This is a genomic window from Streptomyces antibioticus (assembly GCF_002019855.1).
GTDB lineage: Bacteria > Actinomycetota > Actinomycetes > Streptomycetales > Streptomycetaceae > Streptomyces > Streptomyces antibioticus_B.
Genome location: NZ_CM007717.1, coordinates 5,920,355 through 5,946,007 on the forward strand (window position 1 = coordinate 5,920,355; position 25,653 = coordinate 5,946,007).

General features: G+C 71.2%; 16 protein-coding genes. 5 read left to right on the top strand and 11 right to left on the bottom strand.

Annotated elements, in window-relative coordinates; all coding sequences use genetic code 11:
* Positions 1–8 precede the first annotated feature (8 nt).
* The 4 genes from AFM16_RS26985 to AFM16_RS27000 form a co-directional block, all read right to left on the bottom strand.
* Entirely contained in the window at positions 9–1,376 is a 1,368-nt protein-coding gene (locus tag AFM16_RS26985) for a maltokinase N-terminal cap-like domain-containing protein (RefSeq protein ID WP_078634878.1), read from the bottom strand.
* A gap of 87 nt (positions 1,377–1,463) precedes the next feature.
* The gene (treS, locus tag AFM16_RS26990) at positions 1,464–3,164 is read right to left on the bottom strand and encodes a maltose alpha-D-glucosyltransferase (RefSeq protein WP_078634879.1); all 1,701 of its coding nucleotides are present in this window, start codon (positions 3,162–3,164) and stop codon (positions 1,464–1,466) included.
* Positions 3,161–5,308 (bottom strand): alpha-1,4-glucan--maltose-1-phosphate maltosyltransferase, encoded by a 2,148-nt coding sequence (locus tag AFM16_RS26995; RefSeq protein ID WP_078634880.1) that lies wholly within the window; start codon positions 5,306–5,308, stop codon positions 3,161–3,163. The genes treS and AFM16_RS26995 overlap by 4 nt, the downstream gene beginning before the upstream one ends.
* Before the next feature lie 187 nt (positions 5,309–5,495).
* Positions 5,496–6,806 (bottom strand): S8 family peptidase, encoded by a 1,311-nt coding sequence (locus AFM16_RS27000; protein WP_078634881.1) that lies wholly within the window; start codon positions 6,804–6,806, stop codon positions 5,496–5,498.
* Between the two features lie 223 nt (positions 6,807–7,029).
* On the opposite strand from AFM16_RS27000, the gene AFM16_RS27005 reads away from it, so the two are divergent.
* Complete coding sequence (locus AFM16_RS27005) at positions 7,030–9,654, top strand: glycosyltransferase family 1 protein (protein WP_030793546.1); 2,625 nt, start codon at positions 7,030–7,032, stop codon at positions 9,652–9,654.
* A gap of 103 nt (positions 9,655–9,757) precedes the next feature.
* Here AFM16_RS27005 and AFM16_RS39480 read toward each other — a convergent pair whose 3' ends face one another.
* The 7 genes from AFM16_RS39480 to glgX form a co-directional block, all read right to left on the bottom strand.
* Entirely contained in the window at positions 9,758–10,060 is a 303-nt protein-coding gene (locus tag AFM16_RS39480) for a hypothetical protein (RefSeq protein ID WP_167797262.1), read from the bottom strand.
* Positions 10,061–10,305: 245 nt separating this feature from the next.
* Positions 10,306–10,815 carry a DUF1990 domain-containing protein gene (locus AFM16_RS27015; RefSeq protein ID WP_078634883.1) on the bottom strand — a complete coding sequence of 170 codons (510 nt, stop codon included), beginning with the start codon at positions 10,813–10,815 and terminating at the stop codon, positions 10,306–10,308.
* A gap of 73 nt (positions 10,816–10,888) precedes the next feature.
* Positions 10,889–12,553: a M4 family metallopeptidase gene (locus tag AFM16_RS27020; protein ID WP_030793555.1), complete on the bottom strand. Its 1,665-nt coding sequence runs from the start codon at positions 12,551–12,553 to the stop codon at positions 10,889–10,891.
* Between the two features lie 298 nt (positions 12,554–12,851).
* Positions 12,852–14,900 carry a M4 family metallopeptidase gene (locus AFM16_RS27025; RefSeq protein ID WP_030793558.1) on the bottom strand — a complete coding sequence of 683 codons (2,049 nt, stop codon included), beginning with the start codon at positions 14,898–14,900 and terminating at the stop codon, positions 12,852–12,854.
* 293 nt (positions 14,901–15,193) lie between these two features.
* Entirely contained in the window at positions 15,194–17,053 is a 1,860-nt protein-coding gene (locus tag AFM16_RS27030) for an ABC transporter ATP-binding protein (protein WP_078634884.1), read from the bottom strand.
* Complete coding sequence (locus AFM16_RS27035) at positions 17,050–18,831, bottom strand: ABC transporter ATP-binding protein (RefSeq protein WP_078634885.1); 1,782 nt, start codon at positions 18,829–18,831, stop codon at positions 17,050–17,052. The genes AFM16_RS27030 and AFM16_RS27035 overlap by 4 nt, the downstream gene beginning before the upstream one ends.
* Positions 18,832–18,930: 99 nt before the next feature.
* Positions 18,931–21,165, bottom strand: coding sequence for a glycogen debranching protein GlgX (glgX, locus tag AFM16_RS27040; RefSeq protein ID WP_078634886.1), 2,235 nt, complete (start codon positions 21,163–21,165; stop codon positions 18,931–18,933).
* 151 nt (positions 21,166–21,316) lie between these two features.
* On the opposite strand from glgX, the gene AFM16_RS27045 reads away from it, so the two are divergent.
* From AFM16_RS27045 to AFM16_RS27060, 4 genes are all read left to right on the top strand, one after another.
* A complete protein-coding gene (locus AFM16_RS27045) occupies positions 21,317–22,555 on the top strand; it encodes a L,D-transpeptidase (RefSeq protein WP_078634887.1) in 1,239 nt (412 codons plus the stop codon).
* A 190-nt stretch (positions 22,556–22,745) separates the two neighbouring features.
* Complete coding sequence (locus tag AFM16_RS27050; protein WP_030793568.1) at positions 22,746–23,996, top strand: L,D-transpeptidase; 1,251 nt, start codon at positions 22,746–22,748, stop codon at positions 23,994–23,996.
* Positions 23,997–24,085: 89 nt separating this feature from the next.
* Positions 24,086–24,853 carry an enoyl-CoA hydratase/isomerase family protein gene (locus AFM16_RS27055; RefSeq protein ID WP_030793570.1) on the top strand — a complete coding sequence of 256 codons (768 nt, stop codon included), beginning with the start codon at positions 24,086–24,088 and terminating at the stop codon, positions 24,851–24,853.
* Between the two features lie 289 nt (positions 24,854–25,142).
* Complete coding sequence (locus tag AFM16_RS27060) at positions 25,143–25,646, top strand: ATP-binding protein (RefSeq protein WP_030793573.1); 504 nt, start codon at positions 25,143–25,145, stop codon at positions 25,644–25,646.
* Positions 25,647–25,653: the final 7 nt, after the last annotated feature.

Genomic DNA, 25,653 nt, shown 5'->3' on the forward strand with positions numbered 1-25,653 from the left:
GGGCCTCCTCAGGGCAGGTCGGCTGCGAGCCGGTGTATCGCGGACAGCGGTACGGAGAGCCAGTCGGGGCGGTGCCGGGCCTCGTAGACCACCTCGTAGACCGCCTTGTCGGTCTCCAGGGCCCGCAGCAGCACGGGGTCGGTGCGCGGGTCGGTGCCGGACACCTCGGCGTATCCGGCGCAGTACGCCGACCGGCAGGCGTGCGCCCAGCCGGGGACCGGCGGATCGGCGCAGGAGGCCGCGTAGTCGAAGGAGCGCAGCATCCCCGCCACGTCCCGCACGGCCGGCTGCGGCATCCGGCGCTCGGCCAGCGGCCGGGCCGGTTCCCCCTCGAAGTCGATCAGCGACCACTGGCCGGACGGTGCCCGCAGGCACTGTCCGAGATGCAGATCGCCGTGCACCCGCTGCGCGGTCCAGGTGTGCCCCTCCGCCGCGAGATCCGCCAGCGCCGAGAAGGCGGTGCGCAGCGCGGGCGCGTACGGCCGCAGTGCCGGCACCGCCCGCGCCGCCGCGTCCAGGCGTACGACCATGCCGTCCACCAGGGGCTGTATCTGCGCGGCGCCGAGCGTCGCCGTGGGCAGCGCCCGGGCCAGCGCCCCGTGCACCTCGGCGGTGGCCCGCCCCAGTGCCCGGGCCTCCGCGACGAAGTCCTCGCCCTTGGCCAGCTCCCGCAGGGCCAGCTCCCAGCCGTCCGTCGCCCCCTGCACGAACGGCTGGAGCACCCCGACCACATACGTGTCGTCGTCGACGTCCGCGTGCATCCACGCCGTCGGCGCCGGCACCCGGGGACAGCCCTCGCGGGCCAGCGCCAGCGGCAGCTCCAGATCGGGGTTGACGCCGGGCACGACCCGGCGCAACAGCTTCAGGATGAACGTATCTCCATAGACCAGGGACGAGTTGGACTGCTCGGCGGTCATCAGACGTGGCACGAGCCCGGCCCGGATCTCCTGCCCCGGATCCCGGTCGCAGCGCAGGGCACCGATCCGGGCCCGGGTGCGCAGCGCCTCCAGGAGCAGTTCGGCGGGCCGGGTGTCGTAGAGGGCGTCGTAGACCGTGCGCCCGGTCAGCGGGCCGGACGCCACATGGCCGATCAGCGCGGGCGCGAGCCGGGGCGGCAGCGCCTCGCGGACGCCGATCAGGAGCTGGTAGCAGTCGCCCGCGCTGCCCGGCTGATGGGCCCGCACCAGCAGGTGGTACAGCCCGAGCCGTCCCAGAGGCGGCAGCAGCTCGGTGGCCGTGACCAGCGAGAACCCGGTGACCGGCCGCCCCTTCCCGGCGAACCACCGCTGCCGCGGCAGCCACTCCCGCAGCAGCGGGTCCAGTGACGCGAGGAGACCTGGACTTGTCGTGCCGGAACGGGTGACCGTGTCCGCCATGGCGTCACATTCCTTTCCCCGCGGGGGGTCGGGGTGTTACTGATGCGTGCCCCGGGCGGGGCGGGGGAAACCGCCCCGCCGCGGGTTCTAGACGGTGTCCGCGCGGAGGCGGAACCAGTAGAAGCCGTGCCCCGCGAGGGTGAGCAGGTACGGCAGGTCGCCGACCGCCGGGAAGCGCACCCCGCCGAAGAGTTCGACCGGGTAGCGCCCCTTGAAGCGGCTCAGGTCCAGCTCCGTGGGCTGTGCGAAGCGGGAGAAGTTGTGGACGCACAGCACCAGGTCGTCCTCGTATTCGCGGAGGAAGGCGAGGACGGCCGGGTTCGAGGACGGGAGTTCGGTGTATGTCCCCAGTCCGAACGCCGGGTTCTGCTTGCGGATCTCGATCATGCGGCGGGTCCAGTGCAGCAGCGACGAGGGCGACGACATGGACGCCTCGACGTTGGTGACCTGGTAGCCGTAGACGGGGTCCATGATGGCGGGGAGGAAGAGGCGTCCGGGGTCGCAGGAGGAGAAGCCGGCGTTGCGGTCGGGGGTCCATTGCATGGGGGTGCGGACGGCGTCGCGGTCGCCGAGCCAGATGTTGTCGCCCATGCCGATCTCGTCGCCGTAGTAGAGGATCGGTGAGCCCGGCAATGACAGGAGGAGGGCGGTGAAGAGTTCGATCTGGTTGCGGTCGTTGTCGAGGAGGGTGGCGAGGCGGCGGCGGATGCCGATGTTGGCGCGCATGCGCGGGTCTTTGGCGTATTCCGCGTACATGTAGTCGCGTTCTTCGTCGGTGACCATTTCGAGGGTGAGCTCGTCGTGGTTGCGCAGGAAGATGCCCCATTGGCAGCGGCTGGGGATGGCGGGGGTCTTGGCGAGGATTTCGGAGACGGGGTGGCGGGACTCGCGGCGGACGGCCATGAAGATGCGGGGCATGACGGGGAAGTGGAAGGCCATGTGGCATTCGTCGCCGCCGGAGGCGTAGTCGCCGAAGTAGTCGACGACGTCCTCGGGCCACTGGTTGGCCTCCGCCAGGATCACCGTGTCCGGATAGTGCGCGTCGATCTCCTTGCGGACCCGCTTGAGGAAGTCATGGGTCGCAGGAAGGTTTTCGCAGTTGGTGCCCTCCGCCGCGTAGAGATACGGCACCGCGTCCAGCCGGAAACCGTCGATGCCCAGGTCCAGCCAGAACCGCAGCGCGGAGATCATCTCCTCCTGCACGGCCGGGTTCTCGTAGTTGAGGTCGGGCTGGTGGGAGAAGAAGCGGTGGAAGAAGTACTGCTTGCGGACCGGGTCGAAGGTCCAGTTGGAGACCTCGGTGTCGACGAAGATGATGCGGGCGTCGGCGTACTGCTTGTCGTCGTCGGCCCACATGTAGTAATCGCCGTACGGGCCGTCGGGGTTGGCGCGGGACTCCTGGAACCACGGGTGCTGGTCGCTGGTGTGGTTCATGACGAAGTCGATGATCACGCGCATCCCACGCTGATGCGCGGCGTCGACGAACTCCACGAAGTCGGCCAGGTCACCGAACTCCGGGAGTACCGACGTGTAGTCCGAGACGTCGTAACCGCCGTCACGGAGCGGGGATTTGAAGAACGGCGGAAGCCAGAGGCAGTCGACGCCCAGCCACTGGAGGTAGTCGAGCTTGGCGGTGATGCCCTTGAGGTCGCCGACGCCGTCGCCGTTGCTGTCCTGGAAGGAGCGGACGAGTACCTCGTAGAACACGGCGCGCTTGAACCACTCGGGGTCGCGGTCCTTGGCCGGGGTGTCCTCGAAGGTGTCCGGAACGGGCTCATTGACGATCATCGTGTGGGTGACCCTCCGATCTGCGGGTTGGACGGTCGCAGGACGGTGAGGACGTGCGCGGGCCGAGTGCCCGGTTCCAGGCGCACGTAATTGGCCCTGCCCCAGTGATAGGTCTCACCGGTGAGCTGGTCGCGCACCGGTACCGACTCGTGCCAGTCCAGGCCGAGTTGCGGCATGTCCAACGAGATCGTCGCCTCCTGGGTGTGGTGGGGGTCGAGGTTGACGACCACCAGAACCGTGTTCGAACCGCTCCGCTTCGAGTAGACGATCACCGCCTCCTGGTCGGCGTGATGGAAGTGCAGATTGCGCAGCCGGTGCAGCGCCGGATTGTCCCGCCGGATCTCGTTGAGGCGGGTGATGAGGGGGGCGAGGGTGTCGGGGGTGTCCCAGTCGCGGGCTTTGAGCTGGTACTTCTCGGAGTCGAGGTATTCCTCGCTGCCGGGGCGCAGGGGGGTGTTCTCGGCGAGTTCGTAGCCGCTGTAGATGCCCCAGGTGGGGGAGAGGGTGGCGGCCAGCACGGCCCGCAGCGCGAACGCGGCCCGGCCGCCGTCCTGGAGGGAGGCGTGGAGGATGTCGGGGGTGTTGGCGAAGAGGTTGGGCCGCATGTAGGAGGCGCTCTCACCGGCGAGTTCGGTGAGGTACTCCGTCAGTTCCTGCTTCGTGGTCCGCCAGGTGAAGTAGGTGTAGGACTGCTGGAAGCCGATCTGGGCGAGGGTGCGCATCATCGCGGGGCGGGTGAAGGCTTCGGCGAGGAAGAGCACGTCGGGGTCGGTGCGGTTGATCTCGGCGATGACGCGTTCCCAGAAGAGCACGGGTTTGGTGTGGGGGTTGTCGACGCGGAAGATGCGCACGCCGTGGGACATCCAGTGCCGCAGGATGCGTACCGTCTCGGCGGTGATGCCGTCCAGGTCGGCGTCGAAGGCGACGGGGTAGATGTCCTGGTACTTCTTGGGCGGGTTCTCGGCGTAGGCGATCGAGCCGTCGGGGCGGTGGTGGAACCACTCCGGATGCTTGTCCACCCAGGGGTGGTCGGGGGAGCACTGCAACGCGAAGTCGAGGGCGATCTCCAGTCCGTGCCGTGCGGCCTCTTCCACGAACCAGGTGAAGTCCTCCAGGGTGCCCAGTGCCGGGTGGACCGCGTCGTGGCCGCCTTCCGGTGAGCCGATCGCCCAGGGCACGCCGACGTCGTCGGGGGTGGCGTTGAGGGTGTTGTTGCGGCCCTTGCGGTGGGTGGTGCCGATGGGGTGGATCGGGGGGAGGTAGACGACGTCGAAGCCCATCGCGGCGATGGCGGGCAGCCGCCGTGCGGCGGTGCGGAAGGTGCCGTGCGGGGTTTCGGGGGTGCCCTCGGAGCGGGGGAAGAACTCGTACCAGGCGCCGTACAGGGCCCGTTCACGCTCCACCAGCAGCGGCATCGGCGCGGAGGCCGTGACCAGCTCCCGCAGGGGATGGCGGGCCAGGACCGCGTCCACCTCCGGCGTCAACGCCGCCGCCAGCCGGGCGGCGGGCGGACGGCTCTCGTCGCGCAGGGCGCGGGCGGCGGCCCGCAGCAGGGTCCGTTCCGCGCTGCGCGCGGGCACTCCGGCCGCGGCCCGCTCGTACAGGCGGGCGCCGTCCTCCAGGACCAGTTCGGTGTCCTGCCCGGCCGGGATCTTGATGGTGGCGTGATGCCGCCAGGTGCCGAGCGGATCGCTCCATGCCTCCACGGTGTACGTCCACGGGCCGGGCGCGTCGGGTGTGACGTCCGCGCCCCAGCGGTCGGTCCCGGGGGCCAGTTCGCGCATCGGCGTCCAGGGTCCGGGGCGGCCGCGCGGGTCCCGCAGGACGACATTGGCGGCGACGGCGTCGTGGCCCTCGCGGAACACGGTGGCCGAGACCTCGAACGTCTCACCGGTGACCGCCTTGGCGGGCCTGCGCCCCTGCTGGACCACGGGGTGGACGTCCAGGACAGGGATGCGGCCGACGGTGGTGGCGGGGGCTGTGACCGCTGGAGTGGTGGTGCGGGCGGTGGCGGCCTCGGCGGGACGCGCGGGTGGCGTCTCGGTCGCTTCGGCCGTTTCGTTCGGTCGACTTGCCTGGTCCGTCTTCTTGGTTGCCTTGGTATGGGACGCCGGGGGTGCCGACGAGTGGTGCGTGGCGGGCATGACCGCTCCTGTCCGCTTCAACGGGGGGTGGGCGGAGGGATGTGGGGTCGAGTACCGGGGGAGCCTTCCCACCCTGAACGGGTGCGCACTCCGGCACTTTGTTAACTACTCGCGCGTATGTCTACGCACAAGACCGGCCCCGTCCGGAAGAACGGGGCCGGTCACGGGGGACAGCCGCCATAGCTCCCTAGAACGGCGGCACTTGCAGGATTTTGTTCGGTGAACCGCTGCCCCGGCCGGAGACCTTGCCGTTCGCGGCACCCGCGACAAGTGCCCGGGAGACCTGGGCCGGTGTGGCTTTCGGGTGATCTGCCAGATAGAGCGCGGCCGCCCCCGCCGCGTGCGGCGCCGCCGTCGACGTACCCGAGAAGGTGGCGCGCGCGGTGTCGCCGCGGTGCGAGGCGGAGGTGATCGACACGCCCGGCGCGAACAGGTCGAGCGCGGAGCCGTGGTTCGAGAAGGCGGGCCGGGTGTCCGTGCGGTCGACGGCGCCGACGGTGACGGCCTCGCGGACGTCGGCGGGGGACTGGAGGGCGGCCGGGCGTCCCTCGTTGCCCGCCGCCACCGTGTAGGTGACGCCGGATCGGATCGAGGCGCGGACGGCCGCGTCGAGCTGGGCGTTGTAGCCGCCGCCCAGGCTGAGGTTGGCGACCGCGGGCTTGCGGGCGTTGCGGGTCACCCAGTCGATACCGGCGATCACCCGCGCGATCGTGCCCGCGCCGGTGTCGTCGAGCACCCGGACCGAGACCACCTTCGCCTTCTTGGCCACCCCGAAGGACGTGCCCGCGACGGTGGCGGCGACATGGGTGCCGTGGCCGTTGCCGTCGGCGGCCGTGCCGTCGCCGCCGACGAAGTCCCAGCCGTGGCGCGCCCGGCCGCCGAAGTCCTTGTGGGTGATCCGTACGCCGGTGTCGATGACGTACACGGTCACCCCGGCGCCCGCCGACTTCGGCCAGGAATAGCTGTCGTCCAGGGGCCGGGAGGGCTGGTCGATGCGGTCCAGTCCCCAGGACGCGGGGGTGCGGGCGGCGGTGCCGGTGGTGTTGTCCGTGCTTCTGGCTTCGACGGCGACGGGTGTGTCCACCGTGACCGGCGTGTCCTCCGTGACCGGTGTGTCCACCGTGACCCGGGTGTCCTGGACGACCGACGCGACGCTCGGGTCGGCCGCCAGCCGCCGGGCCTGTCTCGCGTCCGCCTCGACGGCGAAGCCGTGCAGGACCGTGCCGTAGACATGGCTGATTCTCGCCCCGTACGCCTCGGCGAGGCGCCGTCCGGCCGCGGCGGACGCCGGGGTGCCCGGGTCGGACGCGCCTGGGTCCGGGGCCTCCTTCAGCGTCACGAGGTAGCTTCCGTCGACGGCGCCGGGCCGGCCGGCGCCGAGTATCGTCCCCTCCGGAACGGCGTGCGCGGGCAGAGTGACGGCCGACAGGACCACGGTCGTGACCACCGCGATCAGGCCCCCCGCCCCGCGCAGACGCCGGGTACGCGTCCGTGCCATGGTTCGAGTTCCCCTCCTCGACTCACCAGGAAGCCTCTCGTGCGGGGTGAAGTGCCACAAGGTGGCCGGTGTGAGGGGAATCAGCCATATCGCTGGAATGCGTGATTCTGACCGTTCGGGGAAAGCCTCCCCCAGGTGCCGGGGCATCACCGGTACGGTGCTGAGTCACCGGGCGCACAGAGCCGTGCGCCCATTCAGCGAACGCGCCACGCCGAGGTGGAATGTGAAGGCGATCCGTCGATTCACCGTCCGACCCCTTCTCCCCGAACCCCTCCGGCCGCTCAGTGACCTGGCCCGCAATCTGCGCTGGTCCTGGCACGCGGACACCCGTGAACTCTTCCAGTCCGTCGACCCCGAACACTGGGCCGTCTCGGACGGCGACCCGGTACGGCTGCTCGGCGGGGTACGCCCCGAGCGCCTCGCCGAGCTGGCCGAGGACCGCCGGTTCCTGCGCCGGCTGACCGCGGTCACCGACGACCTGCACGACTACCTGACCGGCGAACGCTGGTACCAGGTCCAGGCCCGCACCACCGAACTCCCCGCCGCCGTCGCCTACTTCTCCCCGGAGTTCGGCGTCACGGCCGCCCTGCCGCAGTACTCCGGCGGACTCGGCATCCTGGCCGGCGACCATCTGAAGGCGGCCAGCGACCTGGGCGTCCCGCTGATCGGCGTCGGACTGCTCTACCGGCACGGCTACTTCCGCCAGACCCTCTCCCGCGACGGCTGGCAGCAGGAGCACTACCCCGTCCTCGACCCCAACGAGCTGCCGCTCACCCCGCTGCGGGAGGACGACGGCACCCCCGCCCGGGTCGCCCTCGCGCTCCCGGCCGGCAAACAACTGCACGCCCGGATCTGGCTGGCCCAGGTCGGCCGGGTCCCCCTCCTCATGCTCGACTCCGACGTCGAGGAGAACGACCTCGGCGAACGCGGCGTGACCGACCGGCTCTACGGCGGCGGCAGCGAGCACCGGCTGCTCCAGGAGATGCTGCTCGGCATAGGAGGTGTCCGGGCGGTACGCACGTACTGCCGCCTCACCGGGCACGCCCTGCCCGAGGTGTTCCACACCAACGAGGGCCACGCGGGCTTCCTCGGCCTGGAGCGGATCGCCGAACTCTGCGACGACGGGCTGGACTTCGACTCCGCGCTGGAAGCGGTGCGGGCGGGCACCGTGTTCACCACGCACACGCCCGTCCCGGCCGGCATCGACCGCTTCGACCGCGAACTGGTCGCCCGGCACTTCGGACCCGACGCCGAACTCCCGCGCATCGACGTCGAACGCGTCCTGCGGCTGGGCATGGAGACCTATCCGGGCGGCGAGCCGAACCTCTTCAACATGGCGGTGATGGGCCTGCGTCTGGCCCAGCGCGCCAACGGGGTGTCGCTGCTGCACGGCCAGGTCAGCCGGGGCATGTTCGCCGGCCTGTGGCCCGGGTTCGACGCGGCCGAGGTGCCGATCACCTCCGTCACCAACGGCGTTCACGCGCCGACCTGGGTGGCCCCCGAGGTGCTGCGGCTCGGTGCCCGCGAGGTCGGCGCCCAGCGCACCGAGGACGCGCTGACCGTCGGCGGCAGCGAACGCTGGGACGCGGTCGCCGGCATCCCCGACCAGGAGGTCTGGGAGCTGCGGCGCCTCCTGCGCGAGCAGTTGGTGGACGAGGTACGGCGCCGGCTGCGGGCGTCCTGGCGCCAGCGCGGCGCCGGTACGGCCGAACTGGGCTGGATCGACGGCGTCCTTGACCCCGACGTCCTGACCATCGGGTTCGCGCGCCGGGTCCCCTCGTACAAGCGGCTGACGCTGATGCTGCGCGACCGCGACCGGCTGATGGAACTGCTGCTGCACCCGGAGCGGCCCATCCAGATCGTGGTCGCGGGGAAGGCGCACCCGGCGGACGACGGCGGCAAACGCCTGGTGCAGGAGCTGGTCCGGTTCGCCGACGACCCGCGCGTGCGCCATCGGATCGTCTTCCTGCCCGACTACGGCATGGCGATGGCGCAGAAGCTGTACCCGGGCTGCGACATCTGGCTGAACAATCCGCTGCGGCCGCTGGAGGCGTGCGGGACGTCCGGGATGAAGGCGGCGCTCAACGGCTGTCTCAACCTCTCCGTCCTGGACGGCTGGTGGGACGAGTGGTTCCAGCCCGACTTCGGCTGGGCGATCCCCACGGCGGACGGCGCCGGCACCGACCCCGACCACCGGGACGACATCGAGGCAGCCGCGCTCTACGACCTGCTGGAGCAGCGCATCACGCCCCGCTTCTACGAGCGGGGCCGGGGCGGGCTGCCCGACCGCTGGATCGAGATGGTCCGCCAGACGCTGTCGCTGCTCGGGCCCAAGGTGCTGGCCGGCCGGATGGTCCGCGAGTACGTGGAGCGTCTCTACGCCCCGGCCGCGGAGGCGCACCGCGCGATGGACCCGGACACCGCCCGGGAACTCGCCGTCTGGAAGGGCCGGGTGCGCTCCGCCTGGCACGCGGTGACCGTCGACCACGTGGAGACCTCGGTCGTCACGACCACCGCCGAACTCGGCTCGACACTCGCCCTGCGGGTCCGCGTCGGCCTCGGCGAACTGGCCCCCGAGGACGTGGAGGTGCAGGCCGTCTCCGGGCGCGTCGACGAGGAGGACCGCATCACCGACGCGACGACGGTCCCCCTGAAACCGGCGGGCGGCCCCGACCTGGAGGGCCGCTGGCTCTACGAGGGCCCGCTCTCCCTGGACCGCACGGGCCCCTTCGGCTACACGGTCCGCATCCTCCCCTCCCACCCCCTCCTCGCCTCCACCACGGAGGTGGGCGTGGTGACGGTCCCGTCGGAGGAACTGACGTCGGCGGCGGGGGTGTTGCTGCGGTAGCGCCCGCGCGTTGACGGTTCGTGTACGGCCCTGTGTCCGCCGGGTGGCGGGTGCGGGGCCGTATCGATTTCGGCCGCCCTTGATCTTTTTCGGCCGGCAGCGCCTACGATGCGTCCGTGACGTGGGCAGAGACGGTCAGAACAGGCGGTTCGCGGGGGCTGGCGCCCTGGGCGGCCATGATCTTCGTGCTGGGTACGGCCGGATGCGCGGCCGGGGGAGACACGGGTGCCGGGGAGCCGGGACGTGGGACGCCCTCGCCCTCCGTGTCCGTTTCCGTGTCCTCGACGGCGAGCGCCTCGGCGTCCCCCTCCGCCTCCGCCTCCCCGTCGGCGACGAAGAGCGCGGCACCGGCCGTGCGGAAGACGGACGGCGCGTCGAAGCGGGCGGGTGGCGCCGGCGCGTCCAAGGGCACCGGCTCCGGCTCGGGTTCGGGCTCCGGCTCGGGTTCCGGCTCCGGTACGAGCGGCGGTGGGTCCGGTGGCGGCTCCGGCGGTTCCGGCGGCTCGGGGACCGTTCCGCAGAACCCCAATCGGGGTGCCAATCCGCCGCCGGCCCCGTCCCGTCCCGCTCCCCAGCCCGACTTCACGTCCGGGCAGTGGCAGCCGGGCGACCCCGTCGAGACGGTCCCGGGGTCCAACCAGGGCTGAGAGGTCAGTCCTTCGGCTCGCCGACCAGCCCCCGCAGCACCGTCCCGCACCGGCGCGCGTACGCCTGTTGCAGGCCCCGGGTCGCCGGGCCCGCCGCTCTCGCGTACCACTTGGCGCCCTGGCTGAAGGCCGAGACCGTGAGCCAGACCGTGCCGTCGCCGGTGCGGTCGACGACGAAGGACTCCTCGCCGCGTTCCGGATGGCCCGGGAGGGTGCCGTAGGCCCAGCCCGCGCGGCGGTGTTCGTCGACCGTCCAGACCACGCGGCAGGGGGCCTTGATGACACCGCCGAGGGTGACCGTGACGTCGACGTCGGGGGCCGCGCGGGGGGCCGTGGCGGCTATGCCCACGCCGAGGGCGCGGTGCATCTCCCAGGTCATCACAGCCTCCGAGGCCTGGCGGAAGACGTCGAGTCCCTCGCCGAGACGGGTGCGGACGTGCAGGAGGTGGAAGCCGGGCGGGCAGAAGCCGGGACGGTCACGGGTCGCGCCGACATCGTCGTACGTGAAGGACATGGGAGCCAAGAGTAGGGCGGTACCCGGGGGCGCCTCGGTCCCGGGTACCGCCTTCGGTCACACTCGGACAGCGTCAGCCGACGTTGACGGCCGTCCAGGCCGCCGCCACGGCCTTGTACTCGGTGCTGGTGGAGCCGTACAGCGCCGACGCCGCGTTCAGGGTCGCCGTACGGGCGCCCGCGTAGTTGGTGGTCGACGTCATGTAGCTGGTCAGCGCCTTGTACCAGATCTGGACCGCCTTGGCGCGGCCGATGCCGGTGAGCGTGGAGCCGTTGTACGTGGGCGAGTTGTACGACACCCCGTTGATGGTCTTCGCGCCGCTGCCCTCCGCGAGGAGGTAGAAGAAGTGGTTGGCCGGGCCGGACGAGTAGTGCACGTCCAGGTTCTTCAGCGACGAGGACCAGTAGTCGGCCGAGGCGCCGTCCTTGCTGGGCTTGTCCTGGTAGCGCAGCGGGGTGCCGTTGCCGTTGATGTTGATCTTCTCGCCGATGAGGTAGTCACCGACGTCGGAGGAGTTCGCCGCGTAGAACTCGACCGCCGTGCCGAAGATGTCCGAGGTGGCCTCGTTCAGACCGCCGGACTCGCCCGAGTAGTTGAGGCCCGCGGTGTTGGAGGTGACGCCGTGGGTCATCTCGTGGCCCGCCACGTCCAGCGAGGTCAGCGGCTTGGTGTTGCCCGCGCCGTCGCCGTACGTCATGCAGAAGCAGGAGTCGTCCCAGAAGGCGTTGACGTACGCGTTGCCGTAGTGGACCCGGGAGTAGGCGGCGACGCCGTTGTTCTTGATGCCGTTGCGGCCGAAGGTGCTCTTGTAGAAGTCCCAGGTGGTCTGGGCGCCGTAGGCCGCGTCCACCGCCGCCGTCTGGTCGGTCGAGGAGCTGGAGGCCGCGCCGGTGCCCCAGGTGTCGTCGGCGTCCGTGAACAGGGTGCCCGCCGAACTGCTGGTGGCGCGCGCCTTGTTGTACGTCTTGTGGCCGCCGCGGGAGGTGTCGTAGAGCTGGTACGACGAGCCCGAGAGGGCCGTGCCGAGCGTCACCGTGCCGGAGTACAGGCTCTTGCCGGTGCCGGTCTCGATGCCCTGGTACTCGTAGAGCTTCTCGCCGGTGGCCGCGTCGGTGATGACGTGCAGCTCGTTGGGGGTGCCGTCGTCCTGGAGGCCGCCGACGACCGTCTCGTAGGCGAGGACCGGCTTGCTGCCGTTGCCCGCCCAGATCACCTTGCGGGGCGCGGCGTCGGCCGCGGTCTCGGCGGAGCCGGCGGCCTTGGCGAGCGTGAGGGCCTGCTTCTCGGCCTTGGCGGCGGCGATGACCGGCTTGACGGAGGCCACCTTGATGACCGCCTTGGTCGCCTTGGTGACGCCCTGGCTCGCGCCCGCGGCCGACTCGTGGACGACGAGGTCGCCGCCGAGCACCGGAAGGCCCGCGTAGGTCCGCTCGTAGCGCGTGTGGACGGTGCCGTCCGCGTCCTTCACCACGTCCCGGACGACCAGCTTCTCCTGCGCGCCCAGACCTATCTCCGTCGCGGTCGTGGCGGCGTCGGCCTGCTTGTCCTGGATCAGGGCGGTGCGGGCGGAGGCACTGAGGGCCACGGGGACGGCGAGCGGCGCCCGGGCGCCGGAGTCCGCCGGGGTCTCGGCGGCGGCGCTCCCGGTGGTCAGGCCGGTGGTGACCAGCGCACCGGCCGCGACGGCGGTGGCGATGACCAGGGTGGTGCGCTTGCGACGCGCGTAGAGGGAGGACACACAAGCTCCTTGGAGTGGGGGTGCCCGGCAGGCGTGGGGGGCCGGCCGTGACGGTCGTGAAGTTGTGCGGCGGGTGCGACGAAGCCTGGCATCACAGTCGCGTACATGTCAGGACCCCTTTGTGATGTTGGCTCAAAATCGACGAACGGGTGAACATTGCCGGAACGTAAACGCCGTTGACCTCGGTAAAGGGCCAACAGGGAGGCAGTAATCGGGAGGCAAAAAAGGGGCGCCGCCCCGGAGGTCGGACCTCCGGGGCGGCGCCGTGCTCGGCTTTCAGGACCTGGGTCGCCCGGGTCTACGGGAAGGTGAGCTTCCAGCCATTGATGTAGCCGGTGTCCAGGGACGCGTTGTCCTGGACCCTCAACTGCCAGACGCCGTTGGCGACCTCGGAGGAGGCGTTCACGGTGTACGTGGTGTTGATGTTGTCCGTGCTGCCGCCGGTGCCGTACCCCTTCAGCGTGTACGCGCTGCCGTCGGGGGCGACGAGCTGGACCTGGAGGTCACCGATGTAGGTGTGGACGATGTCCACGGCGACCTGGAGGTTCGAGGGGGCGTTGCCGGTCCGCCCGGAGACGGTGATCGACGAGGTGACCGCCGCGCCCCGGTCCGGGATCGACACCCGGGTGTTGTTCTCGAAGACGGTGCCGCCACCGCCGCCGCCACCGGGCCGCGAGCCCACCGCGATGGCCGCCCACGCGTTCTGCACGGCCGTGTACTCGGCGCTCGTCGTGCCGTACAGCTCACCCGTCGCCGCGAGGGTGCCGGTACGGGCGCCCGCGTAGTTGGTGGTCGAGGTGAACTTCGTGGTCAGCGCGCGGAACCAGATCTTCTCCGCCTTGTCGCGGCCGATACCGGTGACCGGAAGGCCGTCCGAGGTGGGCGAGTTGTAGGTGACACCGTTGATGGTCTTGGTGCCGCTGCCCTCGCTCAGCAGGTAGAAGAAGTGGTTCGCCGGGCCCGAGGAGTAGTGCACGTCGATCGAGCCGATACCGGAGTACCAACTGTCCTTGGACGAACCGTCCTTGCTCGGCTTGTCCATGTAACGCAACGGGGTGCCGTTGCCGTTGATGTTGATCTCCTCGCCGATGAGGTAGTCACCGACGTCGGAGGCGTTGTTGGCGTAGAACTCGACGGTCGAGCCGAAGATGTCCGAGGTCGCCTCGTTCAGACCGCCGGACTCGCCCGAGTAGTTGAGGCCCGCGGTGTTGGAGGTGAGACCGTGGGTCATCTCGTGCGCGGCCACGTCGATCGACGTCAGCGGGTTGGAGTTGCCCGAGCCGTCGCCGTACGTCATGCAGAAGCAACTGTCGGACCAGAACGCGTTGACGTAGTTGTTGCCGTAGTGGACGCGCGAGTACGCGCCGACCCCGTCGCCGCGGATGCCCGAACGGCCGTGCACGTTCTTGTAGTAGTCCCAGGTGAGCTGGGCGCCGTAGTGCGCGTCGGCGGCGGCCGACTCCAGGTTCGACGGGGAGCCGTTGCCCCAGACGTCGTCGGGCCCGGAGAACAGCGTGCCGGTGCCGGACGTGCCGCGGTTGAGGTTGTACGTCTTGTGGTTGCCGCGCGCGCCGTCGGTCAGGTTGTACGTCGAACCGGACTGCGTGGTGGTCAGGTTGACCGTGCCGCTGTAGACCGTGTTGCCGGTGCCGGTCTCGATCGCCTCCCACTCGTAGAGCTTCGCGCCCGTGGTGGCGTCCGTGATGACGTGCAGCTCCTGCGGGGTGCCGTCGTGCTGGAAGCCGCCGACGACCGTCTCGTACGCCACCGTCGGCGTACCGCTCGCCGCCCAGATCACCTTGCGCGGGGCGCGGTTGACGTCGGGGCTCTTGGCGTCCTCGGCCTTCGCGGCACTCAGTGCCTGCGCCTCGGCCTTGGCGGCGGGTACGGCGGCCGTGGTGGTCGCCGGGGCTATCTTCGCGCGGGTGGCCTTGACGACGGACGCGGTGGCGTCGGACGCGGTCGACTCGACGACCAGGTCGCCGCCGAGGACCGGCAGTCCGGCGTAGGTGCGCTCGTAGCGGGTGTGCACGGTGCCGTCGCCGTCCTTGAGGACGTCCCGCACGACCAGCTTCTCCTGGGCGCCCAGGCCGAGTTCCTTGGCGGTGTCGGCCTTGCCGGCGTCCGCGGTGCGGATCAGCTCGGCGCGCTGGGCGGGGGTGAGGCGGACGGACTCGGCGCCGGGCAGGACCTGCCCCGCGGCCGAGGGCGCCTGCTGGGGGGCCGCGGTGGCGGCGCCGGTCTGCACGGCGGCCGCGATGAGCGCCGCGACGCCTGCGAGGGCGACGGCGGCGGTTCTGCGGTGGGGGGTGTGGGGGGTGCGTCTGCGAGAGGAACTGCTTCTCAACACTGACTCCTTCTGCGCGGCCGCGGATCACACGGCCAAGGGGGAGACCGGACGGCGGGTGGGCCGCCCGGCACGACAAAGGCGGTACGCAGAACGTGAAGCTGTGGGGTTGCTGTGAAGTAGCAGAGGGAAGAGTGGCAGGTGATTGCGCTCTCTGTCAGGAGCGCGTCAGAAAATTGGCCGGAAACGTTCCGTTGTCCGGGAATTCATGTTCGATATACGGATGAGACAGGGTTTGGGGGACTCGGCGTCAACGTCCTTTCAGGCAAGGCGAGTTGGGGCCACTCGCCCCGTCACGCCAAGCTGTCCCGCCAAGCCCGGTGCAGATCCGCGAAGCGGCCAGTGCCGGTGATGAGTTCGGACGGGGGGCCGTCCTCGACGATGCGGCCGTGTTCCATGACGAGGACGCGGTCGGCGATCTCCACGGTCGACAGGCGGTGGGCGATCACCACCGCCGTGCGGCCGTCGAGGACGGTCGTCATCGCCGCCTGGACGGCCCGTTCGCCGGGGACGTCGAGGGAGCTGGTCGCCTCGTCGAGGATGAGCACCGCCGGATCGGCGAGCAACGCGCGGGCGAACGCGACGAGTTGGCGTTGGCCCGCCGAGATGCGGCCGCCGCGCTTGCGGACGTCGGTGTCGTAGCCGTCGGGCAGTGAGGTGATGAACTCGTGCGCCCCGATCGCCTTCGCCGCCCGCTCGATCTCCTCACGGGTGGCGTCCGGCCGTCCGATCGCGATGTTCTCGGCGACCGTGCCGGAGAACAGGAACGCCTCCTGCGTCACCATGACCACCCCGCGCCGCAGCTCCGGCACCGGCAGGTCGCGCAGGTCCACCCCGTCGAGCAGCACTCGGCCGTCCGTCGGGTCGTAGAAGCGGGCGAGCAGCTTGGCCAGGGTCGACTTGCCGGCGCCGGTCGAGCCGACGACGGCGACGGTCTGCCCGGCGGGCAGGGTGAGGTCGAAGCCCGGGAGCACCTCGCCGCCGGTGCGGTAGCCGAAGGAGACCCCGTCGAACACCACCTCACGGCCGGGCCGTCCGCCCGTCCGGGCGGGGAGTTCGCGGGGCACGGCCGGTTCCGGCACCGACGGGGTCTGCGCGAGCAGCCCGGCGATCTTCTCCAGCGAGGCGCCCGCCGACTGGTAGGAGTTGAGGAACATGCCGAGCCGGTCGATCGGGTCGTACAGCCGCCGCAGATAGAGCACCGCGGCCGCCAGCACACCCAGCTCCAGGGAGCCGTCCGCCACCCGGTGGGCGCCCCACAGCACGATCGCCGCGACGGCCGTGTTGGCCACCAGGCGGGAGCCGACCACATAGCGGGCCATCTCCAGGAGCGCGTCGCCGTTGGAGCGCTCGTGACGCCGGTTCAGCACCCGGAAGTCCGCGTCGTTGACGGCCTCGCGGCGGAACGCGCGCACCGGGCGGATGCCGTTCATCGTCTCCACGAACTTCACGATCACCGCCGCGATCGCCGTGGACCGCGCCGCGTACACCCGTGCCGCGCGCCGCTGGTACATCCGCACCAGGAGGTACAGCGGCACGAAGGACGCCACCGCGACCGCGCCGAGCCCCATATCCAGCCAGAGCAGCATGGCCGAGATGTAGACGAACGACAGGACGACGGTCACCAGCTCCTGGAGCCCCTCGTCGAGCAGCTCGCGCAGCGACTCCACGTCCGTCGTGGAGCGGGAGATCAGCCGGCCCGAGGTGTAGCGCTCGTGGAAGTCGAGGCTGAGCGCCTGCGCGTGCCGGAAGATCCGGCCGCGCAGATCGAGCAGCACGTCCTGGTTGACCCGGGCGGCCGCGGTCAGGAACGCGTACTGGAGGCCGCCGGCCGCCAGCGCGCACAGCAGATAGCCGGCGCCCACCGCGAACAGCGGCCCGTGGTCGTCGGCGCGGAACGCCGGTACGGCCCGGTCGATCGTGTACGCCACCAGCAGCGGGCCCGCCTGGACGGCCGCCTGCTGGAGCAGCAGCAGAACGGTCGTGAACGCCACCCGGGCCCGCATCGGGGCGAGCAGGGAACGCAGCAGCGCGCCCGTCGCGCCCGGCGGGGTGGGCAGGGCGTCATGGTCGAAGGCGTCGCCGTCGGCCGGCGGGCGCGGGGCGTCCGGCTCTTCCTCGGCGACCGGGGAGGAGGTGGTGGGGGCGGTCATCGGTCGTCCTCCTGGCGGCCGGTTCCGGACATGAGGTGGGCGTACTCGGCGTTGCCGCGCAGCAGTTCCTGATGGGTGCCGACGGCGGTGATCCGGCCGCCGGACAGCAGGGCCACCCGGTCGGCGAGCAGCACGGTCGACGGACGGTGGGCGACGATCAGCGCGGTGGTGCCGGCGAGGACCTCGCGCAGCGCGGCCTCCACGGCGGCCTCCGTGTGCACGTCCAGCGCGGAGAGCGGGTCGTCGAGCACCAGGAACCGGGGCCGTCCGACGACCGCCCGGGCCAGCGCGAGCCGCTGCCGCTGCCCGCCGGAGAGACTGAGCCCCTGCTCGCCGACCTGGGTCCCGGTGCCCTCGGGCAGCCGGTGCGCGAAGCCGGCCTGCGCGACCTCCAGCGCCCGCTCCAGCTCCTCGGCGCCCGCGGTGTCGTCGGCGCCCATGAGCACGTTCTCCCCGATGCTCGCGGAGAACAGCGTCGGCTCCTCGAAGGCGACGGCGACCTTCGCGCGCAGCTCGGCGCGCGGCATCGCGGTGATGTCCGTGCCGTCGAGCGTGATCCGCCCGGCGGTCGTCTCGTGCAGCCGGGGCACCAGGGCGGTGAGCGTGGTCTTCCCGCTGCCGGTGGCCCCGACCAGGGCCATCGACTCACCGGGCCGGATGTGCAGGTCGATCCGGTCCAGGACGGGCGGGGAGCCGGGGTGCGCGTCGGGGTAGCGGAAGACGACCCCGTCGAAGCGGAGCCCGCCGTCCTCGGCGACCGGGCTCGTGCCGGACACGGTCTCCTCCTCCGGCCGTTCGTCCATCACCTCGAAGTACCGCTCGGTGGCCGTCGCCGCCTCCTGGCTCATCGCGAGCAGGAAGCCGATCGAGTCCACCGGCCAGCGCAGCGCGAGCGCCGTGGACAGGAACGCGACCAGGGTGCCCGCCGACAGCGCGCCGTCGGCCACCTGCACCGCGCCCAGCACCAGGGCCGCGCCGATCGCCACCTCCGGCAGTGTCACGATCACCGCCCAGATGGTCGCCAGCAGCCGTGCCTTGCGCAGCTCGGTGCCGCGCAGGGTGGCCGACAGCTCGCGGAAGGCGCGCGCCTGGCTGCGGTGCCGGCCGAAGCCCTTGATGATCCTGATGCCGAGGACGCTCTCCTCGACGACCGTCGTCAGATCGCCGACCTGGTCCTGTGCCCGGCGGGCCACGATCGCGTACCGGCGCTCGAAGACCACGCACATCACCATCACCGGGACGGCCGGGCCCAGGATCACCAGGCCGAGCGTCCAGTCCTGGAGCAGCATGATGATCACACCGACGAGGATGGTGACCGAGTTGACCAGCAGGAACGTCAGCGGGAAGGCGAGGAACATCCGCACCAGCATCAGATCCGTGGTCCCCCGGGACAGCAACTGCCCCGAGGCCCAGCGGTCGTGGAAGGCCACCGGGAGCCGCTGGAGATGCCGGTAGAGATCGGCCCGCATCTCCGCCTCGACGTGCGACAGCGGCCGGGCCACCAGCCAGCGCCGCAGCCCGAACAGGCCTGCCTCCACGAGGCCGAGCAGCAGCAGGTAGAGGGCGCCGAGCCAGACGCCGGCCGTGTCCCCGTCTGCGACCGGTCCGTCCACCATCCACTTCAGGACGAGCGGGATCACCAGCCCGGTACAGGAGGCGATCACCGCGACGAAGGCGGCGGTGAACAGGCGCGACCGCACGGGCCGCACGTACGGCCACAGGCGCAGCAGTGCCCGCACCGCGGACCGGTCCTCGGCGGATTCAGGAATGGTGGACATCAGCAGCGAGCCTACGGTTCGCCACTGACATCGCCCACCGAGTTTCGGCCCGACGGCCCGAGCGCCCGACAGCTCGACGGCCCGCCGGCCCGTCGGCCCTCACCCCACCACCCGCAGCAGCAACACCGCCCGCGCCGGCACCGTCACCTCCTCGCCCGCCGTGTGCCGGACCGCGGGCGGGTCCGTCTGGTCGTCGCGGGAGGTGTCCACGACCACCTCGTAGCGCTCCGCCCACGGCGGCCCCGGCAGGACGAAGTTCACCGGGCGGTCCCCGGCGTGCAGGACGGTGAGAAAGCTGTCGTCGGTGATCGGCGCGCCCCGCTCGTCCCGGCCCGGGATGTCCCGGCCGGACAGATACATGCCGAGCGTGGCGGCGGGCGCGTACCAGTCCTGTTCCGTCATCTCCGTGCCGCGCGTGGTGAACCACGCCAGATCGCGCAGCCCGTCCGCCGAGTGCGCCCGCCCGGAGAAGAACGCGCGCCGGCGCAGCACCGGGTGGCGGTGGCGCAGCGCGATCAGCCGGGCCGTCAGGTCGAACAGCGCCTGCCACGCCGGGTCCTCCAGCAGCTCCCAGTCCACCCAGCCGATCTCGTTGTCCTGGCAGTACGCGTTGTTGTTGCCGCCCTGGGTACGGCCCATCTCGTCGCCCGCGACCAGCATCGGCACGCCCGTCGACAGCAGCAGGGTGGTGAGCAGATTGCGGAGCTGGCGGCGGCGCAGGGCCCGGATCCGCTCGTCGTCCGTCTCCCCCTCGGCCCCGCAGTTCCAGGCCCGGTTGTCGTTCGTGCCGTCCCGGTTGCCCTCGCCGTTGGCCTCGTTGTGCTTGCGCTCGTACGACACCAGGTCGCGCAGGGTGAAGCCGTCGTGGGCGGTCACGAAGTTCACCGACGCGTACGGCCGCCGCCCGCCCCAGGCGTACAGGTCGCTGGAGCCCGACAGCCGGTAGCCCATCTCGCGCACGTCCGGCAGCGCGCCCCGCCAGAAGTCCCGCACGGCGTCGCGGTAGCGGTCGTTCCACTCCGTCCACAGCGGCGGGAAGGCGCCCACCTGGTAGCCGCCGGAGCCGACGTCCCACGGTTCGGCGATCAGCTTGACCCGGCGCAGCACCGGGTCCTGCGCGATCACCGCGAGGAACGGCGACAGCATGTCCACGTCGTGCATGGAGCGGGCCAGCGCGGCGGCCAGGTCGAAGCGGAAGCCGTCCACACCCATCTCGGTCACCCAGTAGCGCAGCGAGTCCGTGATCAGCCGCAGCACGTGCGGCTGCACCACGTGCAGGGTGTTCCCGCAGCCGGTGTAGTCCGCGTACCGGCGGGCGTCCGGCTGGAGCCGGTAGTAGCCCCGGTTGTCGATGCCCTTCAGGGACAGCGTCGGGCCCAGCTCGCCCGCCTCCGCCGTGTGGTTGTAGACCACGTCGAGGATCACCTCGACGCCCGCCGCGTGCAGCGCCCGCACCATCCGCTTGAACTCGCCGACCTGCTCGCCGCGGGTCCCGGCGGAGGCGTATCCGGCGTGCGGGGCGAAGTAGCCGATGGAGTTGTAGCCCCAGTAGTTCGCGAGGCCCCGGCGCAGCAGATGGTCCTCGTGCGCGAACTGGTGGACCGGCAGCAGCTCCACCGCCGTCACGCCCAGCTTCACCAGGTGCTCGACCGCCGCCGGGTGCGCCAGCCCGGCGTAGGTGCCGCGCAGTTCCTCGGGGATGCCCGGGTGGCGCCGGGTGAAGCCCTTGACGTGCACCTCGTAGATCACCGAATCGGCCCAGGGCGTCTTGGGCCTGCGGTCGTCGGCCCAGTCGTCGTCATCGTGGACGACGACGCCCTTCGGGACGTACGGCGCCGAGTCCCGGTCGTCGCGCACGGTGTCGGCGACCTGCTGCTGCGGCCAGTCCCGGACGTGCCCGTACACCTCGGGCGGCAGGGTGAAGTCGCCGTCCACCGCGCGGGCGTACGGGTCGAGGAGCAGTTTCGCCGGGTTCCAGCGGCCGCCCGTCCAGGGGTCCCAGCGGCCGTGCACCCGGTAGCCGTAGCGCTGGCCCGGCATCACCCCCGGCACGAAGCCGTGCCAGATCTCGTGCGTCAGCTCGGTGAGCCGGGCGCGGGTCTCCCGCCCCGACGCGTCGAACAGACACAGCTCGACCGCCTCCGCCCCGCCCGCCCACAGCGCGAAGTTGGTCCCCGCCACCCCGTCGGGCCCGGTGCGGAACCGGGCGCCGAGCGGCGTGGGCGCGCCCGGCCACACGGGCACGCCGGGCGTCCTGTGCGACGCACCGTTCACGACGGCTTCGGGCGCGACCCGCTCCTTTGCCACCGTCTCCTGCTCGGCTGCGCTGGACACCGTTCCGCCTCCCGCGGCTCGTGGGACGACGTGGGCAAGGGGCGGGGCGTCCCGGCCGCTGCTCCCCGTCGCGTCGTCCTCCCCCCTGTTCTGCCCAGAGCGTGCCTCGCACTCACGTTTCCCCGGAGCGTGCCCGGTCGTTGGACACGCCGTGAGGCACGTACAAGGGCGCGCACGGCGCGCGAGGGTCGCAGTGGCCGCCGTAGTGACATGGGCAGGACTGCTGGCCGGGGCGGCCGGCTGCACCGCGGAGGGCGGCGGACTCGACCGGATGCTGGGCAAGGCGCCGGCCGCAGCGGACACCATCCGGGTGACCCCGGCCGACGGCACCAAGGGCGTCCGCCCCGGGGCCGGGCTGCGGGTGGCGGTGCCGGACGGGCGGCTGGAGTCGGTGAAGGTCGTGCGCTCCCAGGACGCCCAGGAGACCGCGGTGCCCGGCCGGATCTCCGCCGACGGCCGGTCCTGGCGGCCCGACGACGACCGGCTCGCCCTCGCCGCCCGCTACACCGTCGACGCCGTGGCGCTCGACGCCGACGGCGACCGCGCCGCGCGCCGCACCACGTTCACCACCCAGGTCCCCGAGGAGCGCTTCGTCGGGTACGTCACCCCGGAGAACCGCTCGACCGTCGGCACCGGGATGATCGTCTCCCTGGAGTTCAGCCGGGAGATCGCCAACCGGGCCGCCGTGGAGCGCGCCGTCCGGGTCACCGCCGTCCCGGACGTCGAGATCCGGGCGCACTGGTTCCACGACGGCCGCCTGGACTTCCGGCCCCGCCGCTACTGGAAGCCCGGCACCGAGGTCACCGTCGACCTGCGGCTGCGCGACGTCGAGGGCGCGCCCGGGGTGTACGGCGTACAGGACAAGAAGGTCACCTTCACCGTCGGCCGCAGCCAGGTCTCCCTCGTCGACGCGGCCCGCCACACCATGAAGGTCCACCGCGACGGCGATCTGATCGCGACCGTGCCCATCACGGCCGGGGCGCCGAGGACGACGACGTACAACGGCAAGATGGTCGTCACCGAGATGCTCGAACTGACCCGGATGAACGGCGCGACGGTCGGCTTCAAGAAGAAGAACGGCAAGGGCGAGTACGACATCCCGGACGTCCCGCACGCCATGCGGCTGACCGAGTCCGGCACCTTCCTGCACGGCAACTACTGGGCGGACGACGTCTTCGGGCGGGAGAACGTCAGCCACGGCTGCGTCGGGCTGCGGGACGTGAAGGGCGGCGCCTCGGACACCCCGGCCGGCTGGTTCTTCGACCGCTCGCTCGTCGGGGACGTCGTCGAGGTGGTCCACAGCAAGGACAAGCAGGTCGCGCCCGACAACGGCCTCGGCGGCTGGAACATGGGCTGGCGGGAGTGGAAGGAAGGCAGCGCCCTCGGCTGATTCCCGGCGCCCCTCGCCCCGCCTTTGCTTCTCCGTGCAACCATCCCCGCCCTCGTACGGTCCAAGTTGCGACGGAACGGTGACATTGACCTGACACGATGCTCAAAACCGTGCAGTTAATATGCGCCAGTGATCGCGCGGGACGCGCTGGGGTGGGGGCCTGACCGGGCCTTGCGAGGGGAGAACGACTGTGAACGTGCGACCGATATCGGGGGCGTCGGCGGGTGGACGCTCACGCGGCCGCAACAAGCGGTGGGCGGTGATCGTCGGCGGCGCGCTGCTGGCCGTCACGGCCTGCGGCGGGGGCGGGGGATCGAACGCGGGGACCGAGGGCAAGGACAAGGACGGCAAGGGCAGCACCGCCGCCGCCGAGAGCAAGCAGTCGGTGGCCGTCGTCACGATCGCGCCGAAGACCGGCGCCAAGGACGTGGACACCAGCGGCGCCCTCAAGGTCAGCGCCGACAAGGGCAAGCTGACCGAGGTCACCGTCAAGGACGACGACGGCACGAAGATCGAGGGCACGATCTCCGCCGACGGCAGTAGCTGGACGCCCGCCACGCATCTCGCGGCGTCCACCGAGTACCAGGTGCACGCGGTGGCCAAGGACTCCGAGGGCCGTACGGCCGCCGAGGACTCCTCCTTCACCACGCTGAGCCCGCAGAACACCTTCACCGGCAACTTCACGCCCGAGGACGGCTCCACCGTCGGCGTCGGCATGCCGTTCTCGGTCCGCTTCACGCGCGGCATCACCAAGCCGGACGACGTCGAGAAGGCCATCAAGATCACGACCGAGCCGGCCGTCGACGTCCAGGGCCACTGGTTCGGCAACGACCGCCTCGACTTCCGGCCCGAGAAGTACTGGAAGGCCGGCACCAAGGTCACCGTCAAGCTCAACCTCGACGGCGTCGAGGGCCGCAAGGGCGTCTACGGCAAGCAGGCCAAGACCGTCTCCTTCACCATCGGCCGCGACCAGGTGTCCGTCGTGGACGCCAAGAAGCACACGATGAAGGTCATGCGCGAGGGCAAGGTCGTCAAGACCATCCCGGTCACCACCGGCAAGCCCGGCTACGCCACCTGGAACGGCCAGATGGTCATCAGCGAGAAGTTCACGGTGACCCGGATGAACGGCGACACCGTCGGCTACGACGGCGAGTACGACATCAAGGACGTCCCGCACGCCATGCGCCTGACCAACTCCGGCACCTTCGTGCACGGCAACTACTGGGGCGGCGACGCCTTCGGCAACTACAACGCCAGCCACGGCTGCATCGGCCTGCGGGACGTGCGCGGCGGCTACGACGGCTCGGTGCCGGCCGCGTGGTTCTTCAAGCAGTCGATGATCGGTGACGTGGTGGTCGTGAAGAACTCCACCGACCCGGTGGTCGACCCCTCCAACGGCCTCAACGGCTGGAACCTCTCGTGGGCGGAGTGGACGAAGTAGTCCACGCGCGATCCTTTCGGGCGGACGGGCCCGGTGCTGTGAGCCACGGCACCGGGCCCGTCGCTGTTAGTCGGCGTTAACCTGCTGCCATGACCGTGAATCTCGAAGTCGCCGACGGCGTCGGCACGATCCGTCTCGACCGTCCGCCGATGAACGCGCTGGACATCGCCACCCAGGACCGGCTGAAGGAGGTCGCCGAGGAGGCGGCCCGCCGCGAGGACGTGCGGGCCGTCGTGGTGTACGGCGGGGAGAAGGTGTTCGCGGCGGGCGCGGACATCAAGGAGATGCAGGCCATGGACCACACGGCGATGGTCCTGCGCGCCCGCGCCCTCCAGGACGCCTTCACGGCGGTGGCCCGGATCCCCAAGCCGGTCGTGGCGGCCGTCACCGGCTACGCGCTGGGCGGCGGCTGCGAGCTGGCGCTGTGCGCGGACTACCGGATCGCGGGGGAGAACGCCAAGCTCGGCCAGCCGGAGATCCTGCTCGGGCTGATCCCGGGCGCCGGCGGCACCCAGCGGCTGGCGCGGCTGGTGGGCCCCTCCCGGGCCAAGGACCTCATCTTCACCGGCCGGATGGTCAAGGCGGACGAGGCGCTGACGCTCGGCCTGGTCGACCGGGTGGTGCCGGCCGACGAGGTCTACACCCAGGCGCACGCCTGGGCCGCCAAGCTGGCACAGGGTCCGGCGCTCGCGCTGCGGGCCGCGAAGGAGTCCGTCGACACCGGTCTGGAGACCGACATCGACACCGGCCTCGCGGTCGAACGCAACTGGTTCGCGGGCCTGTTCGCCACCCCCGACCGTGAGATCGGCATGCGCAGCTTCGTGGAGGACGGCCCCGGCAAGGCCACGTTCCTGTGAGACACATCTCTGTGAATCCCGCCGGAACCACTTGCAATTGACAGGGTGTCTGACCCGGGATCCCTCGATGGGGCGGATTATGGGAACCTTAAGGTGACCTTAAGCCTGCCTTGGCCAGGGATCCTGGGCTTGCCCCCGAAAGGGCTTACTGAGCAGGTCAGTTGGGGTCCGGCGGGCTCCGGCCTGCCTCTGGCATATGTCAACTCGCCCGCGCGGAAAGGGGTCGCACAGGGGGCGTATTCCCCCGGAACGGCCACGCGGGCGACATCGGGCGGCCATCATGGTGGGCATGGCGGGGCTGGAGGATGTCGAACAGCCGCGGGGGCACGAGCGTGTGGCCGCGGCACGATGGTCGCCTGCGGTCGAGGACGAACGGGCGCTCAAGGCGCTGGAGTTGTTCGGGAACCCGACGGAGGGCGAGGTGCCGTTGCCGTCCCGCCCCGAGTCCGCCGCCACGGCCCGCCGGCTCACCCAGGTCGTCGTCCTGCGGCAGTGGGGCCTGAGCCCTCGGATGACCGAGGACGCGGTCCTCCTCGTCTCCGAACTCGTCGGCAACGCCGTACGGCACACCGGCGCCCGGGTGTTCGGCCTCCGGATGCGGCGCCGCCGCGGCTGGATCCGCATCGAGGTCCGCGACCCGTCCCGTGGTCTGCCCTGTCTGATGCCGGTCCAGGAACTCGACGTCAGCGGCCGTGGCCTCTTCCTCGTCGACAAACTCTCCGACCGCTGGGGCGTCGACCTGCTCCCACGCGGCAAGACGACCTGGTTCGAGATGCGCGTCGCCGACCGCTGACCGCTCC

Bases quoted from the DNA above. Each gene is read 5' to 3' on its own strand.
- AFM16_RS26985 (WP_078634878.1), bottom strand. From the start codon at position 1,376: ATGGCGGACACGGTCACCCGTTCCGGCACGACAAGTCCAGGTCTCCTC.
- treS (WP_078634879.1), bottom strand. From the start codon at position 3,164: ATGATCGTCAATGAGCCCGTTCCGGACACCTTCGAGGACACCCCGGCC.
- AFM16_RS26995 (WP_078634880.1), bottom strand. From the start codon at position 5,308: ATGCCCGCCACGCACCACTCGTCGGCACCCCCGGCGTCCCATACCAAG.
- AFM16_RS27000 (WP_078634881.1), bottom strand. From the start codon at position 6,806: ATGGCACGGACGCGTACCCGGCGTCTGCGCGGGGCGGGGGGCCTGATC.
- AFM16_RS27015 (WP_078634883.1), bottom strand. From the start codon at position 10,815: ATGTCCTTCACGTACGACGATGTCGGCGCGACCCGTGACCGTCCCGGC.
- AFM16_RS27030 (WP_078634884.1), bottom strand. From the start codon at position 17,053: ATGACCGCCCCCACCACCTCCTCCCCGGTCGCCGAGGAAGAGCCGGAC.
- AFM16_RS27035 (WP_078634885.1), bottom strand. From the start codon at position 18,831: ATGTCCACCATTCCTGAATCCGCCGAGGACCGGTCCGCGGTGCGGGCA.
- AFM16_RS27055 (WP_030793570.1), top strand. From the start codon at position 24,086: ATGACCGTGAATCTCGAAGTCGCCGACGGCGTCGGCACGATCCGTCTC.
- AFM16_RS27060 (WP_030793573.1), top strand. From the start codon at position 25,143: ATGGCGGGGCTGGAGGATGTCGAACAGCCGCGGGGGCACGAGCGTGTG.